Origin of the sequence: Microbacterium sp. J1-1, from assembly GCF_024498615.1 — a bacterium.
GTDB lineage: Bacteria > Actinomycetota > Actinomycetes > Actinomycetales > Microbacteriaceae > Microbacterium > Microbacterium aurugineum.
On record NZ_CP089590.1, the window covers coordinates 1,490,060 to 1,516,476 of the forward strand.

General features: G+C 67.6%; 28 protein-coding genes. 22 read left to right on the forward strand and 6 right to left on the reverse strand.

Annotated features, from left to right (window positions below):
- The first annotated feature begins 2 nt into the window (after positions 1 to 2).
- Entirely contained in the window at positions 3 to 848 is an 846-nt protein-coding gene (locus LRQ07_RS07025) for a DUF2993 domain-containing protein (RefSeq protein WP_256536248.1), read from the forward strand.
- An 11-nt stretch (positions 849 to 859) separates the two neighbouring features.
- Here LRQ07_RS07025 and LRQ07_RS07030 read toward each other — a convergent pair whose 3' ends face one another.
- From LRQ07_RS07030 to LRQ07_RS07045, 4 genes are all read right to left on the reverse strand, one after another.
- The gene (locus tag LRQ07_RS07030) at positions 860 to 1,612 is read right to left on the reverse strand and encodes an alpha/beta fold hydrolase (RefSeq protein ID WP_256536249.1); all 753 of its coding nucleotides are present in this window, start codon (positions 1,610 to 1,612) and stop codon (positions 860 to 862) included.
- Positions 1,609 to 2,193, reverse strand: a complete 585-nt coding sequence (locus LRQ07_RS07035; protein ID WP_256536250.1) for a TetR/AcrR family transcriptional regulator — start codon at positions 2,191 to 2,193, stop codon at positions 1,609 to 1,611. Before LRQ07_RS07035 ends, LRQ07_RS07030 begins: the two co-directional genes overlap by 4 nt.
- On the reverse strand, positions 2,171 to 3,073 hold the full coding sequence (locus tag LRQ07_RS07040) for an alpha/beta fold hydrolase (protein ID WP_256536251.1): 903 nt from the start codon (positions 3,071 to 3,073) through the stop codon (positions 2,171 to 2,173). The genes LRQ07_RS07035 and LRQ07_RS07040 overlap by 23 nt, the downstream gene beginning before the upstream one ends.
- 78 nt (positions 3,074 to 3,151) lie before the next feature.
- Positions 3,152 to 4,195, reverse strand: a complete 1,044-nt coding sequence (locus LRQ07_RS07045) for a YihY/virulence factor BrkB family protein (RefSeq protein ID WP_256536252.1) — start codon at positions 4,193 to 4,195, stop codon at positions 3,152 to 3,154.
- A 149-nt stretch (positions 4,196 to 4,344) separates the two neighbouring features.
- Between LRQ07_RS07045 and lysA the strand changes: the two genes are divergently transcribed.
- The 6 genes from lysA (at position 4,345) to LRQ07_RS07075 (ending at position 11,677) form a co-directional block, all read left to right on the forward strand.
- A complete protein-coding gene (gene lysA / locus LRQ07_RS07050) occupies positions 4,345 to 5,763 on the forward strand; it encodes a diaminopimelate decarboxylase (RefSeq protein ID WP_256536253.1) in 1,419 nt (472 codons plus the stop codon).
- A gap of 21 nt (positions 5,764 to 5,784) precedes the next feature.
- Positions 5,785 to 7,089 carry a homoserine dehydrogenase gene (locus LRQ07_RS07055; RefSeq protein ID WP_256536254.1) on the forward strand — a complete coding sequence of 435 codons (1,305 nt, stop codon included), beginning with the start codon at positions 5,785 to 5,787 and terminating at the stop codon, positions 7,087 to 7,089.
- A 2-nt stretch (positions 7,090 to 7,091) separates the two neighbouring features.
- Positions 7,092 to 8,054 (forward strand): homoserine kinase, encoded by a 963-nt coding sequence (thrB, locus tag LRQ07_RS07060; RefSeq protein ID WP_413775534.1) that lies wholly within the window; start codon positions 7,092 to 7,094, stop codon positions 8,052 to 8,054.
- 164 nt (positions 8,055 to 8,218) lie between these two features.
- Entirely contained in the window at positions 8,219 to 10,144 is a 1,926-nt protein-coding gene (gene rho, locus LRQ07_RS07065; protein ID WP_256536256.1) for a transcription termination factor Rho, read from the forward strand.
- 11 nt (positions 10,145 to 10,155) lie between these two features.
- Positions 10,156 to 11,235, forward strand: a complete 1,080-nt coding sequence (gene prfA / locus LRQ07_RS07070) for a peptide chain release factor 1 (RefSeq protein WP_047520447.1) — start codon at positions 10,156 to 10,158, stop codon at positions 11,233 to 11,235.
- A gap of 34 nt (positions 11,236 to 11,269) precedes the next feature.
- A complete protein-coding gene (locus LRQ07_RS07075) occupies positions 11,270 to 11,677 on the forward strand; it encodes a phage holin family protein (RefSeq protein WP_153243921.1) in 408 nt (135 codons plus the stop codon).
- Positions 11,678 to 11,699: 22 nt separating this feature from the next.
- Here LRQ07_RS07075 and epsC read toward each other — a convergent pair whose 3' ends face one another.
- On the reverse strand, positions 11,700 to 12,269 hold the full coding sequence (gene epsC, locus LRQ07_RS07080) for a serine O-acetyltransferase EpsC (RefSeq protein ID WP_256536257.1): 570 nt from the start codon (positions 12,267 to 12,269) through the stop codon (positions 11,700 to 11,702).
- 8 nt (positions 12,270 to 12,277) lie between these two features.
- Positions 12,278 to 13,216 carry a cysteine synthase A gene (cysK, locus tag LRQ07_RS07085; RefSeq protein ID WP_047520456.1) on the reverse strand — a complete coding sequence of 313 codons (939 nt, stop codon included), beginning with the start codon at positions 13,214 to 13,216 and terminating at the stop codon, positions 12,278 to 12,280.
- Between the two features lie 99 nt (positions 13,217 to 13,315).
- Here cysK and prmC point away from each other — a divergent pair, with 99 nt between their 5' ends.
- The 15 genes from prmC to LRQ07_RS07160 all read left to right on the forward strand — a co-directional run bounded on the left by prmC (position 13,316) and on the right by LRQ07_RS07160 (position 26,383).
- Positions 13,316 to 14,176, forward strand: coding sequence for a peptide chain release factor N(5)-glutamine methyltransferase (gene prmC / locus LRQ07_RS07090; RefSeq protein WP_256536258.1), 861 nt, complete (start codon positions 13,316 to 13,318; stop codon positions 14,174 to 14,176).
- 52 nt (positions 14,177 to 14,228) lie between these two features.
- Positions 14,229 to 14,957 (forward strand): L-threonylcarbamoyladenylate synthase, encoded by a 729-nt coding sequence (locus LRQ07_RS07095; RefSeq protein WP_232762059.1) that lies wholly within the window; start codon positions 14,229 to 14,231, stop codon positions 14,955 to 14,957.
- Positions 14,954 to 16,123, forward strand: coding sequence for an MraY family glycosyltransferase (locus LRQ07_RS07100; RefSeq protein WP_047520461.1), 1,170 nt, complete (start codon positions 14,954 to 14,956; stop codon positions 16,121 to 16,123). Before LRQ07_RS07095 ends, LRQ07_RS07100 begins: the two co-directional genes overlap by 4 nt.
- The gene (locus tag LRQ07_RS07105; RefSeq protein ID WP_047520463.1) at positions 16,123 to 16,641 is read left to right on the forward strand and encodes a hypothetical protein; all 519 of its coding nucleotides are present in this window, start codon (positions 16,123 to 16,125) and stop codon (positions 16,639 to 16,641) included. Before LRQ07_RS07100 ends, LRQ07_RS07105 begins: the two co-directional genes overlap by 1 nt.
- Positions 16,642 to 16,878: 237 nt before the next feature.
- Positions 16,879 to 17,571 (forward strand): F0F1 ATP synthase subunit A, encoded by a 693-nt coding sequence (gene atpB, locus LRQ07_RS07110; protein WP_227991600.1) that lies wholly within the window; start codon positions 16,879 to 16,881, stop codon positions 17,569 to 17,571.
- Between the two features lie 43 nt (positions 17,572 to 17,614).
- Positions 17,615 to 17,851, forward strand: a complete 237-nt coding sequence (atpE, locus tag LRQ07_RS07115) for an ATP synthase F0 subunit C (protein WP_017830994.1) — start codon at positions 17,615 to 17,617, stop codon at positions 17,849 to 17,851.
- Between the two features lie 27 nt (positions 17,852 to 17,878).
- Positions 17,879 to 18,433, forward strand: a complete 555-nt coding sequence (locus tag LRQ07_RS07120; RefSeq protein ID WP_047520467.1) for a F0F1 ATP synthase subunit B — start codon at positions 17,879 to 17,881, stop codon at positions 18,431 to 18,433.
- Positions 18,433 to 19,224: a F0F1 ATP synthase subunit delta gene (locus tag LRQ07_RS07125; protein WP_256536259.1), complete on the forward strand. Its 792-nt coding sequence runs from the start codon at positions 18,433 to 18,435 to the stop codon at positions 19,222 to 19,224. Before LRQ07_RS07120 ends, LRQ07_RS07125 begins: the two co-directional genes overlap by 1 nt.
- A 47-nt stretch (positions 19,225 to 19,271) precedes the next feature.
- On the forward strand, positions 19,272 to 20,912 hold the full coding sequence (atpA, locus tag LRQ07_RS07130) for a F0F1 ATP synthase subunit alpha (protein ID WP_047520471.1): 1,641 nt from the start codon (positions 19,272 to 19,274) through the stop codon (positions 20,910 to 20,912).
- A gap of 19 nt (positions 20,913 to 20,931) precedes the next feature.
- On the forward strand, positions 20,932 to 21,828 hold the full coding sequence (locus LRQ07_RS07135) for a F0F1 ATP synthase subunit gamma (protein WP_047520473.1): 897 nt from the start codon (positions 20,932 to 20,934) through the stop codon (positions 21,826 to 21,828).
- 21 nt (positions 21,829 to 21,849) lie between these two features.
- Positions 21,850 to 23,304 (forward strand): F0F1 ATP synthase subunit beta, encoded by a 1,455-nt coding sequence (gene atpD, locus LRQ07_RS07140; RefSeq protein ID WP_232762058.1) that lies wholly within the window; start codon positions 21,850 to 21,852, stop codon positions 23,302 to 23,304.
- A gap of 2 nt (positions 23,305 to 23,306) precedes the next feature.
- Positions 23,307 to 23,567 (forward strand): F0F1 ATP synthase subunit epsilon, encoded by a 261-nt coding sequence (locus tag LRQ07_RS07145; protein WP_046748245.1) that lies wholly within the window; start codon positions 23,307 to 23,309, stop codon positions 23,565 to 23,567.
- Between the two features lie 76 nt (positions 23,568 to 23,643).
- On the forward strand, positions 23,644 to 24,390 hold the full coding sequence (locus LRQ07_RS07150) for a YaaA family protein (RefSeq protein WP_256536260.1): 747 nt from the start codon (positions 23,644 to 23,646) through the stop codon (positions 24,388 to 24,390).
- Positions 24,391 to 24,507: 117 nt separating this feature from the next.
- Positions 24,508 to 25,311 carry a large exoprotein gene (locus tag LRQ07_RS07155; RefSeq protein WP_256536261.1) on the forward strand — a complete coding sequence of 268 codons (804 nt, stop codon included), beginning with the start codon at positions 24,508 to 24,510 and terminating at the stop codon, positions 25,309 to 25,311.
- Positions 25,312 to 25,399: 88 nt separating this feature from the next.
- Positions 25,400 to 26,383 (forward strand): aldo/keto reductase, encoded by a 984-nt coding sequence (locus tag LRQ07_RS07160; protein WP_256536262.1) that lies wholly within the window; start codon positions 25,400 to 25,402, stop codon positions 26,381 to 26,383.
- The last annotated feature ends 34 nt before the right edge of the window (positions 26,384 to 26,417 follow it).

Genomic DNA, 26,417 nt, shown 5'->3' on the forward strand with positions numbered 1-26,417 from the left:
TCATGAGCGACGACAACCACACCCTCCCGTATCCGGAGGCCGGTGCTGAGCATCCGACGCTCGTGATCCCCGGTTCTTCGCCTGAGCAGTCACCCGAGGGCGCGAACCGGAGACGTCGCTGGCCCTGGGTGCTGCTGGTCGTGGTGATCGTTCTGGCAGCGCTCGTCGTCGCCGCCGAGTTCGTGGCGCGCGCCGTACTGCCGGGCATCGTGCGGTCGATCGTCGTGGAGCAGCTCGATCTGCCCGCCGATCAGCAGCTCGATGTCGAGACGCAGGGCCTGGTGCTTCCGCAACTCATTGGCGGAAACCTGGAGTCCCTGCGTCTGACGACCGATTCGGTCACCCTCGAAGGCGTCACGGGTGCGGCGGAGGTCACGGCGACCGACGTCCCGCTGCGCGGCGGTGAGCTCGGCGGCGCCTCCGGGACGATCCACATCGATCAGGGGCAGTTCACCTCCCTGCTCGCCGGCACAGACCTTCCCATCGAATCCGTCGAGCTCGAGGCTCCGAACGCCACCGTGAGCGGATCGATCACCGTGTTCGGCGCGTCCGTGCCACTCTCCTTGACCGTCACCCCCGGAGTCGTCGACGGCGACCTCGAACTCACACCGGTGGCCGCCAGCATCGGCGGGCTCGACATCGACCTCGATCAGGTCGGTTCGACGCTCGGCTCGCTCGGTCAGGAGGTCACGAAACCGCAGCGGGTGTGCATCGCCGATCAGCTCCCCGCCGGACTCACCCTCACCGGGCTCGAGATCGTCGATGGCGCGGCGGTGATCGACGTCGACGTCGATGGGGCGATCGTCACGGACACGTCGTTGCAGGACAAGGGCGTCTGCCCGAGCTGACGGGAGCGTCGCTAGGGGCGTTCGGCGGTGCGGGCGAGCCAGTCCTCGATCCGCTGTGCCAGCCAGGCCGGACGTTGCAACGGGATTCCGTGGCCGCATCCGTCCACGACCTCGAGCGTGCTCTGTGGGAGGGCCGCGTCGAGTGCGGCGGCAGAGCGTTTCATGAGTGCTTTCTCCGCGGCGCCGACCAGGATCAACGCGTCGCCGGGAAAGGCTCCCCACGCCGTGGGGGGAACGAACCGGAGATTCTCTTCGACGGAGCGCAGGAGGGTCTCTCGGGATATGCCTGCGGAGGTCCGGATGTACTCGGGGAGGAGTTCATCGGGGATGTACAGCTGACGCGCCTGCAGCTTCGCGAACCACCTCTGCCGCGCGAGCCCCGACAGGGCGCCGAGCACCGCGAGCGTCGCGGCGGTACCTCGCATCGGCGTGGCCTGCGCGCTGATGACGACCACGCGGCCCACGAGGTCGGGCCGTTCCGCGGCGAGTCTGACGGCCAGTTGCGCGCCGAGCGAGAACCCGACGACCGTCGCAGAACCTCCCTCCTCCTCGAGGAGCTGCGCGAGTGCGGCGGTGGTCTCTGCGTGCGACACATACGGATCGGCGGCGTTGCGGCCGTGGCCCGGGAGATCCGGAACGAGGAGGCGATGCTCCGCGGTGAGGTGGGAACGCAGCGGATCCCACATCCATCCGGCCACGCCCCCGCCGTGGAGGAGCAGCACCGGGCCGTCGTGGGCCGGAGCGGAGGATTCCCGTTGCATCATCGCTCCGTTTCGAAGGTCGCGGCCATCCGGCCGATGGTGTCGATCGTGTCCTCCAGCAGGGACCGATCGAGCGGACCGAGCAGACGCGCCGCAGAGAGGAGCCCGATCGTCGTGCTCGACAGGGCCAGGGCGAGCGAGCGGGGATCGACGTCGGCGATGATGAGGTGGCGATCCTGCAGTTCCCGGAACCACTCGACCACTCGGTGATGGCGTGTCCGGTAGCGATCGTCGGTCACCTCCATCACGTGGGAGCCGAGCACGCCCCGGTCATCCAGGAAGGCCGCAGTCATCAGCGGATCATCCAGCAGCGCTCGCGCAGTCGCCCGGCAGGCATCGCCGAGACGAGGGTGGTCTCCCAGCTCGCGGTGGACGCGATCGGCCATGCGCGTGTTCCCTCGCATCAGCAGGGCATCGAGGACGTCGCGTTTGCCGGCGAACTCCAGATACACGGCGCCCTTGCCGATGCCTGCACGTGCGGCGACGGACGCGACACTCATGTGGTCGAAGCCCTGAGCGAGCACGAGCTCTTCTGCGGCATCGAGGATGCGTTCTCTCCGGTCAGGGACGCGCGGTCGCGGCATCGTCGCTCCTTCGCAGGTGTTCGATCATCGCGGGGATCACGAGATCGGGCCGGTCGCGTTGGACCCAGTGCCCGGCTTCGGGGACCGTGAGCAGGGCTGCATCCGGCAGCAGCTCCGAGGCCTTCTCGATGCGTGCGAGCGGAACGCCCGAGTCCCGGGTTCCGTGTACGAACAGCGTCGGGGTGCGGATCGACGGCAGCCGTTCCGTGTAGACCGTGCGCAACCGATTCCACTGCACTTGGTCGCGCTGCCACTGACCGAAGGTCGCCAAGCCTGTTCCGTTCGCCGCTTCGACGGCCACGGCGTCCACGAGTTCCGGTGTGCGCGCACGCGGATCGCGGACCAGGTCGCGCAGACCGCGCTCCATCGCCGAGGCGTTGCGCGCGTACGAGCGGGTCATCGCAGCCAGCAGGCCCGAGCGCAGAAGGAGGAAGGAGGCCAGATGGGTCACCCGACCGAGCGGGCCGTCGGCGAGGCGGGGCATCACTCCGTAGCATCCGAGGAGGACAGCAGTGCGCGCCCCGGCGGGGCGGTCGAGCAGATGCCCGATCGTCATCCCGCCGCCGAGGGAGAGGCCGGCGATCGCGTAGTCGCTCAGCTCGAGGGAGTCGACGAGCTCGCCGACGTGGCGGACGAGGTTCTCCTGCGTGAGGGTCCACGCGGCGCTTGGGCTCTGTCCGAAGCCGGGATGATCGGGGGCGAAGACGCGGTGTCCGGCGTCGGCGAGGGCGGAGCCGACCTCGCCCCAGGAGAGAGCGGCACTGTCGGCGCCTCCACCGTGCAACAGCAGCACCGGCCGCCCGGACTCCGTCGACGGCCGCCACTCCAGCGCGGAGACCGTGGCGTGGGGGAGGTCGATCCGCCGTCGTCGAGCGTGCATGGCTTCCTCTCGTTGTGACCAGTATATGCAGAACGGTCACAACGAAGGGTGTGGTGACGTAACGGGGTTGCGGTGACGCTAGGAAGACGTGTCCGCTGCTGCCTCCTGCGCGGCACGCAGCTCCGCCGTCGCGATCCGCACGTCGACCTCGGCCCGCTGCAGGCGCCGCTGAGGGAAGGTGGTCGCGGCATAGCGTGCGTGCACGCGGTCCGAGGCCTCCTCCTCGGCCGTGACGATGTACGCGCAGGCGAACAGCATCACCTGCGCGGAGAAGTTCAACCAGATGAGCAGCGCGAGCAGGGTCGCGAAGGAGGCGAGGAGCGGGTTGCTCGTCGCGCCGCCCACGAACAGGCCGGACAGTTCCTGCAGGACCAGAAGGCCGAAGGCGCCGAGTAGTGCGCCGGGCCACAGGGAGCGCGCGGCCGGGCGCACTCCCGAGAGCACGCGGAAGACGCCGATGATGAGTGCCGTGTCGAGGGCGAACACGACCAGGAGTGAGAGCAGACGCACGCCCCACGTCACCGCAGGGGAATCGGACGGGAGGCCCAGGATGTCGGCGATCCACGTCACGCCGAGCTGACCGACGAACGTTAGTCCTGCCGAGACGACGAACGCCAGACCGATGCCGAGCGCGAGAGCGAGATTGCGCAGGATGACCCAGATCCATAGGATGTCGTCCTGCAGGGTGCCGGCGAGGACCCGCACCGCCGTGCGCAATGAGCCGATGGCACCCAGCGCGGCACCCACGAGTGCGATCAGGGAGATGATGCCGGCGATGGAGAAGGATGCGGGTGCCCGGAGGGCGTCCGGATCGATCACCCCCTCCTCTCCGATCAGTCCCGGCACGGCCGCCTCGACGGCATCGATGATCGCCTGCAACGCTGCCGGATTCCCCGCGAGCCAGAGCGCGGCGATCGAGAAGCCGAGCAATACGCCGGCGAAGACGCTGAACAACGCGCGGTAGGTGACGCTGTCGGCGAGCATCGGCCCGCGTCGCTCGGTGTACAGCAATGCCGCGCGCACCGGGCGCCGTGCCAGAGCCCATGCGATGAGCGGGCCCGTGATGCGCGCGACCAGTCCGGGGCGCGCGGGGGAGTCTGTCGGTGTTTCGGTGTTCGCCACGTCCCCACCCTAGGAGGCGTGAACTGCTCATCACAGGGGGCTTGACGTCGAGTGTCACTCTGACCAGGGTGGCGGGGCCGGTGCCCTAGAATCGGGACAACCTCGATGTGCGCCCGCTCGCCCGAGATCCTTCCCACGATTGGTGATCAGTGCTTCCCCCTGCCGATTCGCTCGCTCCGGAATGGCTCGTCGTCCCCGACGACGCGAACGATCTCGCCGACGGCGTCTGGCCCGAGTCCGCCGCGCGCGACGACGACGGCGCGCTCCTCATCGCCGGCGTCAGCGCCCCCTCGCTCACCCGTACTTACGGCTCGCCGCTGCTGGTCCTGGACGAGGATGAGGTGCGGGGTCGTGCTCGACGATTCCGTGTCGCGTTCGATCGTGCAGCGGCCGAGAACGGGACGACGGCGCAGGTCTACTACGCCGGCAAGGCGTTCCTGTGCACGACCGTGGCGCGCTGGGTGGTCGACGAGGGGCTCCGCATCGACGTCTGCACCGGAGGGGAGCTCGCGGTCGCGCTCGCTGCCGGTGTCGCCCCGGCGTCCCTCGGTTTCCACGGCAACAACAAGTCGGTCGCCGAGCTGGAGCGTGCCGTCGAGGTCGGAGTCGGCACGATCATCGTGGACAGCGCGATCGAGATCGAGCGGCTCGCGGCCATCACCGCCCGCACCGGCGCCACACAGCGCGTCCTGGTGCGTGTGATCAGCGGTGTGCACGCCGAGACCCACGACTTCCTCGCCACGGCCCACGAGGATCAGAAGTTCGGCTTCCCGCTGCCGGACGCCGAGCACGCCGTCTCGCGGATCCGGGAGACGCCCGGGCTGGTGTTCGCGGGCCTGCACTGCCACATCGGCTCACAGATCTTCGGCGTCGCAGGATTCCGCGAGTCGGCGTCGCGCGTGCTCGACCTGCATGCGACCCTGCTCCAGGACGGCCCGGTGCCGCAGCTCAACCTCGGCGGCGGCTTCGGCATCGCCTACACGCGCGTGGACGACCCGACGCCGATCGAGGACCTCGCCGGTGAGATCGTCGACGCGGTGGCGGAGGGGTGTGCCGCGCGCGGAATCCCGATGCCTGCCCTGTCGTTCGAACCCGGCCGTGCGATCGTCGGTACCGCAGGCGTCACCATCTATGAGGTCGGCACCACCAAGGACGTGACGGTGGAGTCGGGTGCCGTGCGCCGCTACGTCAGCGTCGATGGCGGAATGAGCGACAACGCGCGCCCCGCTCTGTACGGCGCGCAATTCTCCGCACGCCTTGCTTCGCGCGTCGGTGCGGGCGAGCCCCGCCTCAGCCGCGTCGTGGGCAAGCACTGCGAATCGGGCGACATCGTGGTCGATCAAGAGTATCTGCCCGACGATCTCGTGCCCGGAGACCTCTTGGCGGTACCGGCGACCGGAGCGTACTGCGTCTCGTTGGCAAGCAACTACAACCACGTTCCGCGTCCACCGGTCGTCGCCGTGCGCGAAGGCCGGTCGACGGTCATCGTCCGTGGCGAGACCCTCGACGATGTGCTGGCCCGTGACACGGGCATCGACGGGGCGCCGGCCGCCGATCGAGACAAATGACCCACCTCCGAAGGAGTAACCATGACTGACTACCGACGACTTCGTGTGGCACTGCTGGGTGCGGGAGCGGTCGGCTCCCAGGTCGCGGCGCTCCTGCTGCGCCACGGTGACGAGCTGGCCGACCGGGCGGGCGCCGAACTGGAGCTCGCCGGCATCGCGGTGCGCGATGTGAACGCGCCCCGCGACGTCGATCTCCCCGCAGAGCTCTTCACCACCGATGCGGAATCGCTGGTCCTCGGCGCGGACATCGTGATCGAACTCATCGGCGGCATCGAGCCGGCCCGCAGCACCATCCTGCAGGCGATCGGCGCCGGTGCGGACGTGGTCACGGCCAACAAGGCGCTGCTGGCGACCCACGGCCCCGAGCTGTTCGAAGCGGCCGACCGCGTCGGTGCCTCCGTGTACTACGAAGCCGCGGCTGCGGGTGCGATCCCGATCATCCGCCCCCTGCGCGACTCGCTGGCGGGCGACCGGGTGGTACGCATCATGGGCATCGTGAACGGCACCACGAACTACATCCTCGATCGGATGGACAGCGAGGGCGCGGACTTCGCCGATGTGCTCGCCGACGCGCAGCGCCTCGGGTACGCCGAGGCCGACCCGACCGCCGATGTCGAGGGCTATGACGCCGCGCAGAAGGCCGCGATCCTCGCGAGCCTCGCCTTCCACACCGCGGTACCGCTCGATGCCGTGTACCGCGAGGGGATCACGTCGATCACTCCGTCGATGATCGAGGAGGCGCGCGCAGCGGGCTTCGTGATCAAGCTGCTCGCCGTGTGCGAGCGGATCGAGGCGAACGGCGCCGAGTCGATCTCGGTGCGCGTGTACCCGGCGCTGGTCCCGAACTCCCACCCCCTCGCTTCGGTGCACGGTGCCAACAACGCGGTGTTCGTCGAGGCGGAGGCCGCCGGATCCCTGATGTTCTACGGTGCGGGTGCCGGTGGCGTCCAGACCGCGTCCGCCGTGCTCGGAGACGTGGTCTCGGCGGCCCGTCGCCACATCGCCGGCGGCGTCGGCGTGGGCGAATCGACTCGCGCGAATCTTCCGGTCGTCCCGATCGGACACGTCACCACGCGCTACCAGATCACGCTCGAGGTCTCGGATGCGCCCGGAGTGCTCGCCACGGTCGCGGGCATCCTCAGCGACGGAGGAGTCTCCGTCGCGACCGTCGTGCAGACCGTCGAAGGCGAGGACGAGCCGACCGCACGGTTGATCATCGGAACCCACCGTGCGACGGAGCAGGCACTCAGCGCCACCGTCGGCGCCCTCGCCGACAGCACCGTCGTGGCGCGGGTCGTGTCGGTGCTCCGCGTGGAAGGCGAGTGACGGTGGCGACAGCGCTGCCCCCGGTCGACGGGGCATCCGCCGAGTGGCGCACCGTCGAGGTGCGGGTGCCCGCGACCAGTGCGAACCTCGGTCCGGGATTCGACACGCTCGGCCTGGCCCTCAGCATCTACGACACGCTCCAGGTCACCGCGCTGCCGGCGGGTGAACTCGACATCGAGGTCACCGGTTCCGGTGCGGCCGAGATTCCGCGCGACGCCTCGAACCTCATCGTCCGGACGATCGCATACGTCTTCGCGGACGCGGGCCGACCGGTGCCCGGACTGCGCATCGTCGCCGAGAACGGCGTGCCGCACGGCCGTGGCCTCGGATCCTCGGGGGCGGCCGTCGCCGCGGGGGTGCTCGCGGCGAAGGGGCTCCTCGCGGGCGACGTCGAGATCGGCGACACCGATCTGCTGCGCCTGGCCACCGAGATCGAGGGCCACCCCGACAACGTCGCTCCTGCGCTCTTCGGCGGATTGACGATCGCCTGGATGGGAGAGCGCGGCCCGCAGCACAAGAAGCTGCTGGTGCACCGCGGTGTCTCGCCGCTCGTCCTCGTCCCGGCCTACACGATGTCCACCTCGCAGGCGCGATCGCTGCAGCCGCCCCATGTGTCCACAGCGGATGCGGTGTTCAACGTCTCCCGCTCGGCGCTGTTGATCGCCGCCCTCATGCAGAGCCCGGAACTGCTCCTCGATGCGACTGCCGATCGGCTCCATCAGGACTACCGGGCCGGGGCCATGCCGGAGACCCAGCGACTCGTGCAGGCGCTGCGCAAGGCGGGCTTCGCGGCGGTCGTCTCCGGTGCCGGGCCGAGCGTTCTCGTCCTCGCGGACGGACCGGGGAGTCGTCAAGACGCGGTGGAGCTGGCCGACCAGGTCACCGACACCCCGTGGGAGGCGCTCCTGCTCGCAGTCGACGTTCGTGGTGGTACAGTGGGGACTCGAGCGGAGGGCTCCACGTAACGACGTGAATCTGGCCCCATTGCAACTCTTGCAAGACCCGCACGCAAACCCTTGAGGCACAAGTGCCGAGGCTGGCTGGCGCTGAGCGCCGGCCCGTGCGATCGTGCGCAGCACCCGTTGTGCGCGTTCAACGCTCATTCCCCATGACATATAAGGGAGTACTCGTGGAGAACCTCTCCGAGACCCAGAACGATTCGTCGGCACCGGCCGCGGAAGCTGCTGCAGCGACCACCGAGACGGCGCCGGCGCGCAAGCGCGCACCGCGTCGTGCGAGCACCGCCACGACCGCGGAGATGGCCGAGAAGGCCGAGAACGCGGAAAAGGTCGAGAGCGCCGAGAAGCCCGCGAAGCCGAAGACGACGAAGGCGAAGACGACGAAGGCGGCTGCCGCCACGACGAGCGAGCCCGCATCTGCGGAGGCGTCCGCCGAGTCGCCCGAGGCGGCGCCGAAGGCGAAGACACCGCGTCGGAGCCGCGCGAAGAAGGCGGACGCCGAGGCTCCCGCCGCGGATACCGCTTCCCCGGAGGCTCCGGCTGCAGACGCCGCCCCGGCCGAAGCCGCTGCGGAATCCGCACCGAAGTCCACGGGACGCGGTCGCCGCGGTGCGCAGAAGTCGACGCCCGACGCCGACGCCTCCGCGCCGGTGAAGGACACGGCAGCAGACGCCGCTCCCGCCGACGCACCTCAGAACGGCGACTCCGGCTCCGACTCCGACAGTGGTGAGGAGCAGGGCGGGCGTGGTCGCAACCGCAACCGCAGCCGCAACCGAGGACGCGGGCAGAACAGCTCCGGGCAGGACCAGCAGGCTCAGCCGGCCGGGGATGACGAGCAGTCGGGCGGCAGCAACCGCAACCGCCAGCGCAACAAGCGCCGCAACGGCGCTCCGACCGACGAGTTCGACACGGAGATCGGCGAGGACGATGTCCTGATCCCGATCGCCGGCATCCTCGACGTCCTCGACAACTACGCGTTCGTCCGCACCACCGGCTACCTCGCGGGTCCGAGCGACGTGTACGTTTCGCTCGGACAGGTCAAGAAGTACAACCTGCGCAAGGGTGACGCCGTCGTCGGCTCGATCAAGCAGCCGCGCGAAGGCGAGCAGCAGGGCCGTCAGAAGTACAACGCGCTGGTCAAGGTCGACTCCATCAACGGTCTGTCGATCGATGACGCCGCCACGCGTGTGGAGTTCGGCAAGCTCACTCCGCTCTACCCGCAGGAGCGTCTGCGTCTGGAGACGGCTCCCGAGAAGCTGACCCAGCGCATCATCGACCTGGTCGCCCCGGTCGGCAAGGGACAGCGCGGCCTCATCGTCGCTCCGCCCAAGGCCGGCAAGACGATCGTGCTGCAGCAGATCGCGAACGCGATCGCGCAGAACAACCCTGAGGTCCACCTCATGGTCGTGCTCGTCGACGAGCGCCCCGAAGAGGTCACCGACATGGAGCGCTCGGTCAAGGGCGAAGTCATCGCCTCCACGTTCGACCGCCCGGCCGAAGACCACACCACCGTGGCGGAGCTCGCGATCGAGCGTGCGAAGCGTCTGGTCGAGCTCGGCCGCGACGTCGTCGTGCTACTCGACTCCATAACGCGCCTCGGCCGTGCCTACAACCTGGCAGCTCCGGCCTCGGGCCGTGTGCTCACCGGTGGTGTCGACGCCTCCGCGCTCTACCCGCCCAAGCGCTTCTTCGGAGCCGCGCGCAACATCGAGAACGGTGGATCCCTCACGATCCTCGCCACCGCCCTGGTCGAGACCGGGTCGAAGATGGACGAGGTCATCTTCGAGGAGTTCAAGGGCACCGGCAACAGCGAGCTGCGCCTGTCGCGTGCGCTCGCGGACAAGCGCATCTTCCCGGCGGTCGACGTGAACGCGTCGAGCACCCGCCGCGAGGAGATGCTGCTGTCGGCCGACGAGGTCAAGATCACGTGGAAGCTGCGTCGCGCCCTCGCCGGCCTCGACCAGCAGCAGGCCCTCGAGGTCGTCCTCGGCAAGCTCAAGGAGACCAACTCGAACGTCGAGTTCCTCGTGCAGATGCAGAAGTCGATCCCCACGCTCCCCTCGGGCGCGCACGGGCACGACAACAACATCCGCTGAGCGGCTGAGCCGTGTTCGAGTCCGTCCAGACTCTGATCGACGAGCATCGCCGGGTGCAGGAGGAGCTCTCCGACCCGGCGGTGCACGCCGACGCCGCCCGCGCGAAGCGTGTCAACCGTCGCTATGCCGAGTTGTCGCGCATCGTCGCCGCCTACGAGGCATGGGTCGCTGCGACCGATGATCTGGAGACGGCTCGCGAGTTCGCTCGGGAAGACGAGTCCATCGCGGCGGAGATCCCCGCGATGGAGGAGGAGCTGCAGGAGTCCCAGGAACGTCTGCGTCGTCTGCTCATCCCGCGTGACCCGGACGATGCGCGTGACGTGATCATGGAGATCAAGGCCGGTGAGGGCGGTGCGGAGTCCGCACTGTTCGCAGCCGACCTGCTGCGCATGTACATCCAGTACGCCGCCTCCAAGGGCTGGAAGACGGAGCTCCTGGAGCGCAACGAGTCCGACCTGGGCGGCTACAAGGACGTGCAGGTCGCGATCAAGGGCTCCTCGTCCGACCCCGCGCAGGGTGTGTGGGCGCATCTCAAGTACGAGGGGGGCGTGCATCGCGTGCAGCGTGTGCCGGCCACCGAGTCGCAGGGACGCATCCACACCTCGACGACGGGCGTGCTGGTCTTCCCCGAGGTGGATGAGCCGGAGGAGATCCACATCGATCAGAACGATCTCAAGATCGATGTCTTCCGCTCGTCCGGCCCCGGCGGGCAGTCGGTGAACACGACGGATTCCGCCGTGCGCATCACCCACGTCCCCACGGGCATCGTCGTGTCGATGCAGAACGAGAAGTCGCAGTTGCAGAACCGCGAGGCCGGAATGCGCGTGCTTCGAGCCCGACTGCTCGCGAGGCAGCAGGAGGAGCTCGACGCGGCCGCGTCCGACGCGCGCCGTTCGCAGATCCGCGGGATGGACCGCTCCGAGCGCATCCGCACGTACAACTTCCCGGAGAATCGGATCGCGGACCACCGCACCGGCTTCAAGGCCTACAACCTCGATCAGGTGATGGACGGCGCGCTGGACCCGCTGATCGAGAGCGCGATCACCGCGGATGAGGAAGCACGGCTCGCCGCACTCGGCGCCGAATCCTGAGGCGCGAAACCACGCTGAGCGCTAGGCTCGGGCCGTGATCACACTCCTGTTCCGCGGTCTGATGTACGTGATATCGGCCGGCCTCGGCTTGATCGTCGCCGATCTCGCTCTCGAAGGGTTCCAGATCGAATGGGACAAGTGGTGGGGCTTCGTCATCTGCATCCTGATCTTCGCGATCCTGCAGAGCGTCCTGGCACCGTGGGTCGGCAAGATGGCGAACCGCTACGCGCCCGTGCTCATGGGCGGCATCGGCATCTTCTCGACCCTGATCTCGCTGATCATCGTGGTGCTGCTTCCCATCGGCGGACTCCGCATCACCGATCTCACCGGCTGGCTTCTCGGATCGGTGATCGTGTGGTTGATCACCGCGCTGGGCAGTGTCCTGCTGCCGCTGATCTTCCTGCGCAAGAAGGTCGAGTCCGTCAAGGGCGCACGACGCTGAGTCGTGCAGCGACGCCCGACGCTCAGATCGCGTAGTCCGGAGCGGTGAGCAGCGCGCGGGTGTCCTCACCGGCGCTGCGCTGTCGTGGTTTCGCGGGAATGCCGACCAACACGCTGTCGGCGGGCGCATCGCGCGTCACCACGGCGTTCGCGCCGACCACGGAGCCGGCCCCGATCGTCACGGGGCCGAGGATCTTCGCGCCGGCGCCCACGGCCACGCCGTCCTCGAGAGTCGGATGGCGTTTCCCTGCGGTGCGAGTCCGTCCGCCGAGGGTGACGCCGTGATACAGCATCACGTCGTCACCGATCTCGCTGGTCTCGCCGATGACCACGCCCATTCCGTGGTCGATGAAGAAGCGACGCCCGATCTTCGCGCCCGGGTGGATCTCTATCCCGGTCATCCAGCGTGACAGCTGCGATCCGGCGCGCGCGAGCAGTCGGAGTCGCCGTCGCCAGAGCGCGTGCGAGACGCGGTGCGCCCAGATCGCGTGGAGTCCCGGGTACAGGAGTGCCACCTCGACGGCGCTGCGTGCGGCCGGATCACGGAGACGGGCTGCCGCGATGTCTTCGCGCATTCGCCCGATGATGCCCATCGGAGATCTCAGTCTTCGCGCAGGTCCTCGAACAGCGCGGTGGAGAGGTAGCGCTCACCGGTGTCCGGGATCACCACGACGATCGTCTTGCCCGCGTTCTCGGCGCGGGCCGCCACCTTCAGCGCCGCGGACACGGCGGCACCGGAGGACATGCCCACGAGCAGACCCTCCGTGGCGGCGAGGTCGCGGGCGACGCGCAGGGACTCGTCGAACTCGGCGGTGATGATCTCGTCGATCACGTCGCGGTCGAGCACGTCCGGGACGAAGTTCGGACCGATGCCCTGGATCTTGTGAGGGCCGGGGTGTCCTTCGCTGAGGACGGGGGAGTCCTTGGGTTCGACGGCGATGACCTGCACACCGGGCTTCGCGGCCTTGAGTGCCTGGCCGGTGCCGGTGACGGTTCCGCCGGTTCCGACCCCGGCGACGAAGATGTCGATCGCGCCGTCTGTGTCGCGGAGGATCTCCTGCGCCGTGGTCTCGCGGTGGATCTGCGGGTTGGCCGGGTTCTCGAACTGACGGATCCAGATAGCGCCCGGCGTCTCGGCCACGATGCGCTTCGTCTCCTCGATCGCACCGCTCATGCCCTTGGTGGGGTCCGTGAGCACGATCTCGGCGCCGAACGCCTTGAGCAGGACCCGGCGCTCCTTCGACATGGAGGCCGGCATCGTGAGGATGACGCGGTAGCCGCGTGCTGCTCCGACCATCGCGAGGGCGATGCCCGTGTTGCCACTGGTCGACTCGACGATCGTGCCACCCGGCTTCAGCTCGCCCGAGGCTTCGGCGGCGTTGATCATCGCGATGCCGATGCGGTCCTTCACGCTGGACGCGGGGTTGTAATACTCGAGCTTGGCGAGCACGGTGGCTCCCAGGCCTTCGGTCACGCGGTTCAGACGAACGAGCGGCGTGTTGCCGAACGCGGTCGTGATGTCGGAGTGGATGCCGGGCATGAGGAGCCTTCCTGTGCGGGATCGCTGCCGGACCAGCCTAGGGGAGAGGGGAGTGGACGGCGCCTATGTGACAGGCGCGTGCACTCTACGCTGGAAGGCATGTCCGACACCTCTCTGGCGGCGCACGTCCGTGCCGCAGCCCAGCGCCTGACCGACGCCGGCGTCCCGGATCCTCTGGTCGACGCCGAACTGCTCGCAGGTCATGTCCTCGGCCGTCGACGTGGCGAGGTGCAGGCCGGTATCGTCCGCGGAGACGGCCTCGACGAGGAGCGGGCGGCGGTGCTGGATGCTCTGGTGACCCGCCGTGCCACACGCGAGCCGTTGCAGCACATCACGGGCTCGGCGCCTTTCCGCCACCTCGAACTGGCCGTCGGCCCCGGTGTCTTCGTGCCGCGTCCGGAGACGGAGACCGTCGTGCAGTACGCGATCGATGCGCTCCTGAACTCCCCGGAGTCGGCACCGATCGGCGTCGACCTCGGGACCGGGAGCGGCGCGATCGCGCTGGCGATGGCGACCGAGGTGCCGCATGCGCGGATCTTCGCTGCGGAGCTCTCCGAGGATGCGCACGAGTGGGCGCGGCGCAACGTCGCGGGCGTCGAGAATCTGACGCTCGTGCTCTCCGATCTGAGAGAGTCCTTCCCCGAGTTGGACGGCACGGCGACGGTCGTGATCTCGAATCCGCCGTACGTTCCTGATGAGGCGATCCCGCGCGACCCCGAGGTGCGGCTCTTCGATCCCGCGCTGGCGCTCTACGGGGGACAGGACGGCCTCGATGTGGTGCGGGCGCTCAGCTCCCGCGCGCTGCGTCTGCTGCATCCCGGGGGACTTCTGGTCATCGAGCACGGAGAGCTGCAGGGGGAGTCGATCCGCGACATCCTGGCTGCGGACGGATGGCGGGCGACGGCGACGCATCGCGATCTCACCCTGCGCGACCGCACCACCACGGCGCTCAGACCCTGATCAGCAGCCTCCGAGCATCCGACATAGCCGCGACGCATAGAATCGAACCGTCATGTCCACCATCTTCGACTGCCGCGACGAATCGCAGCTGCTCGCCGGCATGCGCCATGCGCGCCAGGCGATCGGCCGTGGCGACCTCATCGTGATGCCCACCGATACCGTCTACGGCGTCGCTGCCGACGCCTTCTCGCCGGCCGCCGTGCAGCGGCTCCTCGATGCGAAGGGGAGGGGTCGCGATCAGCCGCCGCCCGTTCTCATCGGCACGAAGGAGACGCTCGCCGCTCTCGCCGAGTCCGTGCCGGAACCCGTTGAGCGGCTGGTGGAGGCGTTCTGGCCCGGTGGGCTCACGATCGTGCTCCCCGCACAGCCCTCGTTGGTGTGGGACCTCGGCGAGACCCAGGGGACCGTCGCCGTCCGCATGCCGGAAGGCCGCGTGGCTTTGGAGCTCCTGGCCGAGACCGGTCCGCTCGCGGTGTCCAGCGCGAACCTCACCGGACGGGCGGCGGCGATCTCGGCGCTCGATGCGGAGAAGATGCTGGGCGACAGCGTCGCCGTGTATCTCGCCGATGGACTGAGCAAGGACGGCATCGCCTCCACGATCGTCGATGCCACTTCCCTCGTGCGCCGGGGTGCGGATGCGGATTCCGGAACGGTGCGCATCCTCCGCGATGGTGCGGTGACGCGTGAACAGCTGCACGACGTGCTGGGTGACCTCCTCGAGCCGGAGGAGCAGCACGAGGGGCACGAGCACGCGGAGGAGCAGCAGGACGCGGATTCGTGAAGCAGTATCTCGCCACGGTCATCCTCACGGCAGCGATCACCTTCGCGCTGACCTGGGCGGTCTGGCGACTGAGCCTTCGCTTCAAGCTGTATCCCGGCATCCGTGAGCGTGATGTGCACACCACGCCCACGCCGCGACTCGGCGGTGTGGCGATCTTCCTCGGCATTGCGGCCGCCTTCGGGTTCTCCGCCATCAATCCGTTCTTCCAGAGCATCTGGATCCCCCCGCAGACGATGTGGTCGATCCTCGGTGCTTCGCTGCTGATCGCGATCATCGGGGTCGTGGACGACCTCTGGGACATCGACTGGATGATCAAGCTCGGTGCGCAGTTCCTGGCCGCCGGCCTCATCACGGTCGGCGGGGGGCTGCAGATCCTGTCCCTGCCCTTCGGCGATCTCATCGTGGTCTCGAGCTGGTTGAGCATCACGATCACGATGTTCGCGATCGTCATCGTCATGAACGCGGTGAACTTCATCGATGGGCTCGACGGTCTCGTCGCGGGCGTGTGCCTCATCTCCAACGGTGTCTTCTTCGCTTACTCCTACATCTTCACGCGTGACTCCGGCGCCTCCAGCTACTTCAATCTGTCGACCTTCCTCGCCGCCGTGCTGATCGGTGCCTGCCTGGGCTTCCTCCCGCTGAACTGGAGCCCGGCGAAGCTCTTCATGGGCGACTCCGGTGCTCTGGTGATCGGGCTGCTGATGGCGACCTCGGCGATCGCCATCACCGGACAGATGGACCCGTCCGCCTTGGACCCCGAGCGTCTCGGACGTTCGCAGCTCGTCGGTGCCTTCCTGCCGATCCTGCTGCCCCTGCTCGTCGTCCTGCTGCCGCTGCTCGACTTCGGTCTCGCGGTGCTCCGTCGCATGAGTGCGGGGCGTTCGCCGTTCTCGCCCGATCGCAAGCACCTGCATCACCGGATGCTCGACCTCGGGCACCGGGACCGCGACGCAGTCCTCATCTTCTACGCGTGGACGGCCGTCATCTCGATCGCCGTCCTCCTGATGTACGTCGGTGCGCGAGAGGACTGGCCGGGACAGTACCTCCCGGGTGTCGGCTTCGGCATCGTGGGCATCGCCGCCTGCCTCGTCGTCACGCTGAGCCCCACCCGCCGCAGGAAGAACCCCGCGGCCGCCGAAACCGACCCGACACCCGTGGAGTCCTGATGAGCCCGAGCCCCGTTTCCAGCACGCCGATCCTCCGGCGCACACTCATCGCATCGGGCGTGGCCACCGCCGTGCTCGCGATCATCGCCGGTGGCGTCGGCTACCTCGTGGCGCAGGGGGAGGGGCTGGTCAGCGGACTGCTGGGCGTGCTGCTCGCCGCACTCTTCCTGGCCATCACCGGGATCAGCATCCTCATCGCCAACCGCTGGTACGGCGATCCGATCTACGTGCAGCTGTTCTTCGCCATCGTCCTCGGGGGGTGGCTGCTCAAGCTGGGTCTGTTCGTGGTGGCGATGATCCTGCTCGCGGGGCAGCCGTGGCTGCACCCGATGGTCTTCTTCCTCTCGATCGTCGCCGGCGTGCTGATGTCGCTCGCGATCGACGTCATCGTCCTCACCCGCATGCGGTTGCCGAACGTAAGCGATATATCGCTTCCGACGGAGGTGCCGGAGGACCGTGCCCCCGGAAGGGCCAACGACATCGGAGAAGGGCCCGTCGACGAGGCCCCACGGTCTTAGGGTCCCCTCAGATTCTGATACTGTTGAACCGTGCCCGCCGCTCGCCCGCGAGCGCTTGCGCTGTGTAGCACACCGACCATCGTCGCCCCGGTTTAGACCGGTGCCCCGAAGCTGGAGCCCGCGCTGTTTAATCTTGCTGCGACCCTGACCCCCCGACTTGCCTCCGACGGTGAGTTCCACGGCCCTTCGATCGACGATTTCTTCCCGGAGATCCTCTTCTACGTCGGCCCCGTCCCCGTGAACCGGATCCACCTGGTCCAGTTGCTCGCGGTGATCGCCGTGGTGCTGATCCTCTGGCTCGGAACCCGCCGCATGAAGGTCGTCCCCGGACGCTTCCAGAGCCTGGTGGAGATGGGCCTCGGCTTCGTCCGCACCAACGTCGCCCACGACATGCTCGGGCGCAAGGACGGCGATCGGTTCCTGCCGATCCTCACCACGATCTTCTTCATGGTGCTGTTCATGAACATCACGGGAATCATCCCGTTCCTGAACATGCCGGGCACCGCCATCATCGCGGTTCCGCTCACGCTCGCGGTGGTCAGCTATGTGACCTTCATCTACGCCGGCATCAAGCGCCATGGCTTCAAGTTCTTCAAGAACTCCCTGTTCCCGCAGGGTGTGCCGGTCGCCGCGATGCCGATCGTCGCGGTCATCGAACTCATCTCGACGTTCATCCTCCGCCCCGTCACGCTGACGCTGCGTCTTCTCATGAACCTCGTCGTGGGGCACATGATCCTGGTCCTCGCGTTCTCCGCGACCCAGTTCTTCTTCTTCACCGCAGGCGGCGGCTGGGCCGCGCTCGGTGTCGGAACCCTCGCCTTCGGAGGCGCCTTCACTCTCTTCGAGATTCTGGTCGCCGTCCTCCAGGCATACGTCTTCACCGTCCTCACCGCGGTCTACATCCAGCTCGCGGTCGCAGAAGAGCACTGAGCGGGCAGGCATCAGCCTTCCCACCCAACGAAAGGAAAAACCCGTGGACGCTACTACGGTTCTCGCTGAAATCAACGGTCACCTCGGAGCGGTCGGCTACGGCCTCGCAGCCATCGGCCCGGCCATCGGCGTCGGCATCGTCGTCGGCAAGACCATCGAGGGTGTCGCCCGTCAGCCCGAGCTGGCCGGTCGTCTCCAGGTCCTCATGTGGATCGGTATCGCCTTCACCGAGGCGCTTGCGTTCGTCGGCATCGCCGTCGCATTCATCCCCTTCCCGTAATCCTCACCGACTTCTGAAGGAGACAGGATGCTGAACGCTCTTGTCACGAACCTCGCAGCAGAGGGTGAGCCGAACAACCCTCTCATCCCTGCGTGGTACGACATCATCTGGTCGGGCCTCTGGTTCATCGTCATCCTCTTCGTCGTCTGGAAGTTCGCGCTTCCGCGTCTGACGGCGATGCTCGACAAGCGGTCCGCCGCGATCGAGGGAAACATCGCGAAGGCCGACGAGGCTCAGAAGCAGGCTGAAGCTGCGCTCGAGGAGTACACGCGTCAGCTCGCTGAGGCGCGCACCGAGGCCGGCGAGATCCGTGAGGCCGCCCGTGAGGACGGCAAGAAGATCGTCGCCGAGGCGAAGGAAGCTGCGGCTTCCGAGGCCGCTCGCATCACCGCCACCGCGCACACGCAGATCGAGGCCGAGCGGCAGACCGCTCTCGTCTCGCTCCGCAGCGAGGTCGGAACGCTCGCCATCGACCTCGCCGGTGGCGTGGTCGGTGAGACGCTCTCCGACGATGCACGTGCGACGGCCGTCGTCGACCGCTTCCTCGCCGAGCTCGAGTCATCCGAGAAGGCGGCTCAGTAATGGGCAGCGCGACCACTCAGGCACTCGCGGCATCCATCAAGACGCTTGCCGCAGCGAAGGACCTCTCTCTCGACACCGCACGGGAGCTGCTGGCTGCCGCGCGTGCAGTGAGCGAGTCGTCCCAGCTGAGCGGCGCGCTTGCTGACCCTTCCGCTCCCGCCGTGGCACGACAGAACGTCGTGACCGCGGTGTTCGGCGGGTTCTCCGCAGGTGCTCAGGACGTTCTGAAGACCGTCGTCGCTGAGCGCTGGTCGAACGCGGGTGAGCTCGTCGACGGTGTCGAAGAGCTCGCGATCCGCGCGGCAGCGATCGCGGAGCCGGGCGTCGACATCGAGGGGGAGCTGTTCGGCTTCTCCCGGGTGATCGCCGCCAACCCCGAGCTCGAACTCGCTCTGGGCAGCCGCGTCGGCGGAGAAGATGCCAAGAGCGCGCTCATCGAGCGTCTCCTGGCCGAGGGCTCCACGAGCGCCGCCTCGACGCTGATCATCACCTCGTTCGTGCGCGAGCCGCGCGGACGCCGGATCCGGCGACTGCTGAACCGGGCGATGAGCATCGTCTCGAGTCAGCGCGGTCGCGTGGTCGCCACGGTGCACACCGCGGCACCTCTCAGCGACGCGCAGCGCACCCGTCTCAGCGACTCGCTCTCGCGTCGCTATGACGGTCAGGTCTCGCTCAACGTCGTCATCGACCCTGCCGTCGTCGGAGGTCTGCGCGTGCAGATCGCCGATGACGTCATCGACGGCAGCATCTCCGCACGACTCGCCGACCTTCGCCAGAAGCTCGCGGGCTAACACGACTTCGCGCGGGGAACCGCGCACCCAGATACAAAGGGAAGACAATGGCAGAACTATCGATCAGCCCCGACGTCATCCGTGACGCGCTGAAGGACTTCGCCGCCGCATACGAGCCCTCCGGGGCCGGGGCGACCGAGGTCGGCACCGTCATCGACGCCGCAGACGGCATCGCGCACGTCGAGGGACTGCCCGGCGTCATGGCGAACGAGCTCGTCATCTTCGCGGACGGCACCAAGGGCCTCGCGCAGAGCCTCAACGAGCACGAGATCGGTGTCGTCGTCCTCGGCGAGTTCACCGGTGTCGAAGCCGGACAGGAAGTCACCCGCACCGGAGAGGTCCTCTCGGTTCCGGTCGGCGATGGCTACCTGGGCCGTGTGGTCGACCCGCTCGGCAACCCGATCGACGGCCTCGGCGCCATCGAGACCGAGGGCGTCCGTGCCCTCGAGCTCCAGGCTCCGGGCGTCATGCAGCGCAAGTCGGTGCACGAGCCGATGCAGACCGGCATCAAGGCCATCGACGCGATGATCCCCGTCGGCCGTGGTCAGCGTCAGCTCATCATCGGCGACCGCCAGACCGGCAAGACGGCGATCGCGATCGACACGATCATCAACCAGAAGGCCAACTGGGAGTCGGGCGACGTCAGCAAGCAGGTTCGCTGCATCTACGTCGCCATCGGCCAGAAGGGTTCGACCATCGCTTCGGTGAAGGGCGCGCTCGAAGAGGCCGGCGCGCTGGAGTACACCACGATCGTGGCCGCTCCGGCTTCCGACCCCGCAGGCTTCAAGTACCTCGCGCCCTACACCGGTTCGGCCATCGGCCAGCACTGGATGTACGGCGGCAAGCACGTGCTGATCATCTTCGATGACCTGTCCAAGCAGGCCGAGGCCTACCGAGCCGTCTCCCTCCTCCTCCGCCGCCCGCCGGGCCGCGAGGCATACCCCGGTGACGTGTTCTACCTGCACTCCCGTCTGCTCGAGCGTTGCGCGAAGCTCTCCGACGAGCTCGGTGCCGGTTCCATGACGGGTCTTCCGATCATCGAGACCAAGGCGAACGACGTCTCCGCGTACATCCCCACCAACGTGATCTCCATCACGGACGGCCAGATCTTCCTCCAGTCCGACCTCTTCAACGCCAACCAGCGTCCGGCGGTCGACGTGGGTATCTCGGTCTCGCGAGTCGGTGGTGACGCGCAGGTCAAGTCGATCAAGAAGGTTTCGGGAACGTTGAAGCTGGAGCTCGCGCAGTACCGCTCCCTCGAGGCGTTCGCGATGTTCGCGTCCGACCTCGACGCGGCTTCGCGTCGTCAGCTCTCCCGCGGTGCGCGTCTGACCGAGCTGCTCAAGCAGCCGCAGTACTCGCCGTACCCCGTCGAAGAGCAGGTCGTCTCGATCTGGGCCGGTACCAACGGCAAGCTCGACACGATCGAGGTCGAAGACGTCCTGCGCTTCGAACGCGAACTCCTGGATTACCTGCGTCGCAACACCAAGGTCCTCGACACTCTGCGCGACACGAATGTCCTCGATGACGCCACAGTCGCCGAGCTCGAGAAGCAGACGGATGCCTTCGTCCTGGAATTCCAGGGTGGCAAGGGTCACGCCATCGGCGCCCCCGGTCACGAGGAATACGCTGCGGCCGAGGCTGAGGACGTCAACCAGGAGAAGATCGTCAAGGGTCGTCGCGCGTAACCGCGTGAGGTACTGACATATGGGCGCTCAACTCAGGGTCTACAAGCAGAAGATCTCTTCTGCTCAGACGACCAAGAAGATCACGAAGGCGATGGAACTCATCGCGGCTTCGCGCATCCAGAAGGCGATGGCACGCGTCAAAGCGTCCACCCCCTTCGCGCGAGCCGTGACGAGGGCCGTATCGGCCGTCGCGACGCACTCGAACGTGGATCACCCGCTGACCCGCGAGTCCGAGAACATCACCCGCTCCGCGGTCGTGATCTTCTCCTCGGACCGCGGTCTCGCCGGAGCCTTCAACTCGCAGATCCTCCGTGAGGGTCTCGAGGTCGCGGAGCTCCTGCGCGAGCAGGGCAAGGAGCCGGTCTTCTACCTCATCGGACGCAAGGCGGTCGGATACTTCCAGTTCCGACGCCTCGCGGCCGCTGCGGAGTGGACCGGTGACACCGACACCCCGTCGTTCCACACCGCCGAGGAGATCTCCGCCTCGCTGCTCGAAGCCTTCGCCCGCGGGGGACAGGACGGCGGCGTCGACGAGATCCACCTCGTGTACAACCGTTTCGTCAGCATGATGACGCAGTCGCCGGAGTCCGTGCGTCTGCTCCCGCTGGAGATCACGGAAGCCGATGAGTCGGAGGCGGGCAACACCGTTTACCCGCTGTACGAGTTCGAGCCGGATGCCGAGACCGTCCTCGACGCCATCCTGCCGGTGTACATCCAGAGCCGCGTCTTCAACGCACTTCTCCAGTCGTCCGCCGCGAAGCAGGCAGCGACGCAGAAGGCGATGAAGTCGGCCAGCGACAACGCCGACAAGCTCATCACCGACTACACCCGTCTGCGCAACAATGCGCGCCAGGCGGAGATCACGCAGCAGATCGCGGAGATCGTCGGCGGCGCCGACGCCCTCTCGAGCAAATAGACCATCAGGAAAGAGACGAAAATGACCCTCACCGCTCCGGCTGACCAGCCGGCGACCGCGGTCGTCGGGCGCGTCGCACGCGTCAACGGTCCGGTTGTCGACATCGAGTTCCCGCACGACTCGATCCCCGACATCTACAACGCCCTGAAGACGACGATCGAGATGGGCGAAGAGTCCACCGAGATCACGCTCGAGGTCGCTCAGCACCTCGGCGACGACCTCGTCCGCGCCATCGCCCTGAACCCGACCGACGGTATCGTCCGCGGTCAGGAGGTTCGCGACACCGGTGAGGCCATCTCGGTTCCCGTCGGTGACGTGACCAAGGGCAAGGTCTTCAACGTCATCGGCGAGGTGCTGAACCTCGAGCCCGGCGAGACCTTCGAGGTCACCGAGCGCTGGCCCATCCACCGCCAGGCTCCGAACTTCGACCAGCTCGAGTCCAAGACTCAGATGTTCGAGACCGGCATCAAGTCGATCGACCTCCTCACGCCGTATGTGCTCGGTGGAAAGATCGGCCTGTTCGGTGGTGCCGGTGTCGGCAAGACCGTGCTCATCCAGGAGATGATCCAGCGCGTCGCGCAGGACCACGGTGGTGTGTCGGTGTTCGCCGGTGTCGGTGAGCGTACCCGTGAGGGTAACGACCTGATCCACGAGATGGAGGAGGCGGGCGTCTTCGACAAGACCGCCCTCGTCTTCGGCCAGATGGACGAGCCGCCGGGGACGCGTCTGCGCGTCGCGCTGTCGGCTCTGACGATGGCGGAGTACTTCCGTGACGTGCAGAAGCAGGACGTGCTGCTCTTCATCGACAACATCTTCCGCTTCACGCAGGCCGGTTCCGAGGTCTCGACGCTGCTGGGCCGCATGCCCTCGGCCGTGGGTTACCAGCCGAACCTCGCCGATGAGATGGGCGTGCTCCAGGAGCGCATCACCTCGACGCGTGGTCACTCGATCACCTCGCTGCAGGCGATCTACGTGCCGGCCGATGACTACACCGACCCGGCTCCGGCGACCACCTTCGCCCACCTCGACGCCACGACCGAGCTGTCTCGTGAGATCGCCTCGAAGGGTCTGTACCCCGCCATCGACCCGCTGACCTCGACGTCGCGCATCATGGACCCCCGCTACTTGGGCGAGGACCACTACCGCGTCGCGACGACCGTCAAGCAGATCCTCCAGAAGAACAAGGAGCTGCAGGAGATCATCGCGATCCTCGGTGTCGACGAGCTCTCCGAGGAAGACAAGATCGTCGTGTCGCGCGCACGTCGTATCCAGCAGTTCCTCTCGCAGAACACCTACATGGCCAAGAAGTTCACGGGTGTCGAGGGTTCGACCGTCCCGCTCAAGGAGACCATCGAGTCGTTCGATGCGATCACCCGCGGTGACTTCGACCACGTCGCCGAGCAGGCCTTCTTCAACGTCGGTGGTATCTCCGACGTCGAAGAGCAGTGGGCGAAGATCCAGAAGGAGAACGGCTGACCATGGCGCTGCATGTCAGCCTCGTCTCCGCGGATGCGGAGGTCTGGACGGGAGAGGCGAGCCTCGTCGTCGCCAAGACCGTCGAGGGTGAGATCGGCTTCATGAGCGGCCACGAGCCGGTGCTGGCCATCCTCGCCGAGGGTCAGGTTCGCATCACGCAGTCGGATGGCACCAAGGTGCTGGCCAACGCGCAGGACGGCTTCCTCTCGATGGAGGGCGACACCCTGACGATCGTGGCCGGCAACGCGGCTCTCATCGCCTAGCTTTCTCCTTTCGACGCGTCCGCCTCGGTACCCGCTCGGGTCCCGAGGCGGACGCGTCTGCATCCACCGAGGTTTCATGAAGATCCTGCTCCCTCCGTCCGAGACGAAGCGCGAAGGGGGCGTCGACGTCCCGCTTGACCTGCCGTCGCTCGCGCTGCCCGGTCTGGCCACGCACCGCGCCGCCGTGCTGGATGCGCTCGTCGACCTCGCAGCCGACGAGCAGGAGTCGCGGCGTGTGCTGAAGCTGAGTGAGCGTCAGGCCGGTGATATCGCCCACAACCGGCGAGTGTGGACGGCACCGACGATGCCTGCCGTCGATCGGTACACGGGCGTCCTGTTCGACGCGCTCGACGCCCCGTCTCTCTCGACGGCGTCCCGCCGGTGGTTGGGCGACCATGTCTGGATCCACAGCGCACCGTTCGGTCCGGTCGGCGCCCTCGATCCGATACCGACCTATCGTCTCGCTGCAGGAACGTCGCTCCCCGGCCTTCCCGCGCTGCGGCGCCATTGGGCCGATGCGACCTCTGCGGCGTTCGTGGATACCGCTGCGTCGTTCGTGCTCGATCTTCGCAGCGAGGCGTATGTCGCTCTGGGGCCGGTTCCGGACAGCGTGCCGTCGGCGTACGTGCGGGTCGTGACCGAGCACGGCAGGGCATTGAACCACTTCAACAAGAAGTCGAAGGGGCTGCTCGTCCGCGCCCTCGCCGAGGATCGGCCCCGAAGCACCTCTCTTCGTGGCTTCCGGACGTGGGCGCAGTCGCGGGGGATCACGCTCCGCGACACCGATCACCGGGGCACCATCGAACTCGTCGTCACGGAGTAGCGGGCGCTTTCGGGCGCTGACGCGCTTCCGCAGACCTCGTTGCCCGGGGATCGCGCGCACCGCTAGTGTGGTGTCGCGGCGTCAATCGCGTCCGTAAATTCAGATCCGGAGGGGATCATGGACTCCTATTACGACTCGGGATACCTCGCCGTAGTTTTCGGCATCGTCATCTTCAGCGTCATCATCGGTCTTGCCGGATACGTGCTGGGCTCTCTCTTCTTGATGAAGATCTTCGACAAAGCAGGTGTCGAGGGCAAGTGGCGTGCGTGGGTTCCCGTCTACAACGCGATGATCTTCTTCAAGCTCGGTGACCTGAGCCCGTGGCTCGTCCTCTACGGAATCGCTGGTGCCGCGCTGCTCAGCTGGATCGGCATCGGCTACGCGTTCTCGCTCGCTCTCGGAGTCTTCTCCGCGATCGCGGCCTGGCGCATCGGCCTCAAGCTTCAGAAGGACGCCGTCTGGGTCGTCCTCTACGTGTTCCTGAGCATCGTGTGGCTCGGTATCAACGCGTTCGACAAGTCTCGCTGGAACCCGAACATCCAGCCGGCATCGTGGGCTTCGAACGGCTTCCTCGGCGACCGGACGGTCTGGAACGGCGTGCCCGTCCAGCCTGCCGCTGCAGCCCCGCAGCCTGGCTACGGTGCGCCGCAGGGATACGCTCCGCCCGCGCAGCCGGGCTATGTGCCGCCGGCCCAGCCCGGGTACGCACCGCCGGCAGGCCCTGCGGCGCCCGCGACCGGAGCCCCGGTTCCCCCGGTTCCCCCGACGACGCCTCCGGCACCTCCCGCGGCACCGCCGGCAGCTCCGCCGGCACCGCCCGCAGCTCCGCCGGCACCTCCTGCGGCTCCGCCCGCAGCTCCGCCGGCACCTCCTGCGGCTCCGCCCGCATCGCCGAACGATCCCACGCAGCCTCCGGCGTGACCGTCTGACAGAGAGCCCCCGACTTCGGTCGGGGGCTCTCTGCTGTGTGTGATCGTCTCCGGTCCCGAGCGGACGCTAACGTGGAGACATGGTCTTGACGCAGCGCCGAGTCGGCGCATCCGGTCTTCTCGTCTCCGCGACCGGCCTCGGCTGCAACAACTTCGGGCGCGCGGGGACGGCCACCGAGACCCTTGCCGGAACGCGAGAGGTGATCGACGCGGCGCTCGCGAACGGCATCACCTTCTTCGACACGGCCGACATGTATGGTGCGGTGGCCGGCGCGAGCGAGACGCTGATGGGCGAAGCGCTCGAAGGGCGGCGCGATCGCGTCGTGCTCGCGACCAAGTTCGGCCACGAGCGGGACATGGGGTACGCGTTCCCCGCCGCCCGCGGCTCCCGTCGGTACATCCGCCGCGCCGTCGAGGAGTCGCTGCGTCGCCTGCGTACCGACTGGATCGATCTCTACCAACTGCACCTGCCTGACCCGGAGACGCCGATCGCGGAAACCACCGACGCGCTCGACGAACTCGTGCGCGAAGGGAAGATCCGCTACTTCGGGCACTCGAACTTCCGCGGATGGGAGATCGCCGAGGCGGAGTTCACGACCCGTGCGCGTTCCTCCGGACGGTTCATCTCCGCGCAGAACCACTTTTCGCTGCTGGCGCGTGCCGCCGAGCGCGAAGTCCTCCCCGCCGTCGAGCGGTACCAGTTGGGTTTCTTCCCCTACTTCCCGCTGCACAACGGTCTCCTCACCGGAAAGTTCACGCGTGACGGTGGGCCTGCGTCGAGCAGGATCATGTCCGCACGAAGGCATGTCTGGGAGGACGCTCCGTGGGAGGAGCTCGAGGACTTCCGGCGGTTCTGCGACGAACGCGGCATCACGATGCTGCAGGCGGCTTTCGGGTGGCTCCTCGCGCACCCGACGGTCTCCAGTGTCATCGCCGGAGCGACATCGGCGGAGCAGGTCGAAGCCAACGCGGCAGCGGGTGATGCCTGGCGTCCGGACGCTGCCGACCTCGAGACCATCGACCGTCTGTTCCCGCTGCCCGCTGACCCGGGTGCACGAGTGTGATCGCAGTGCGGGGGAGTTCTACTACGATGTGTGA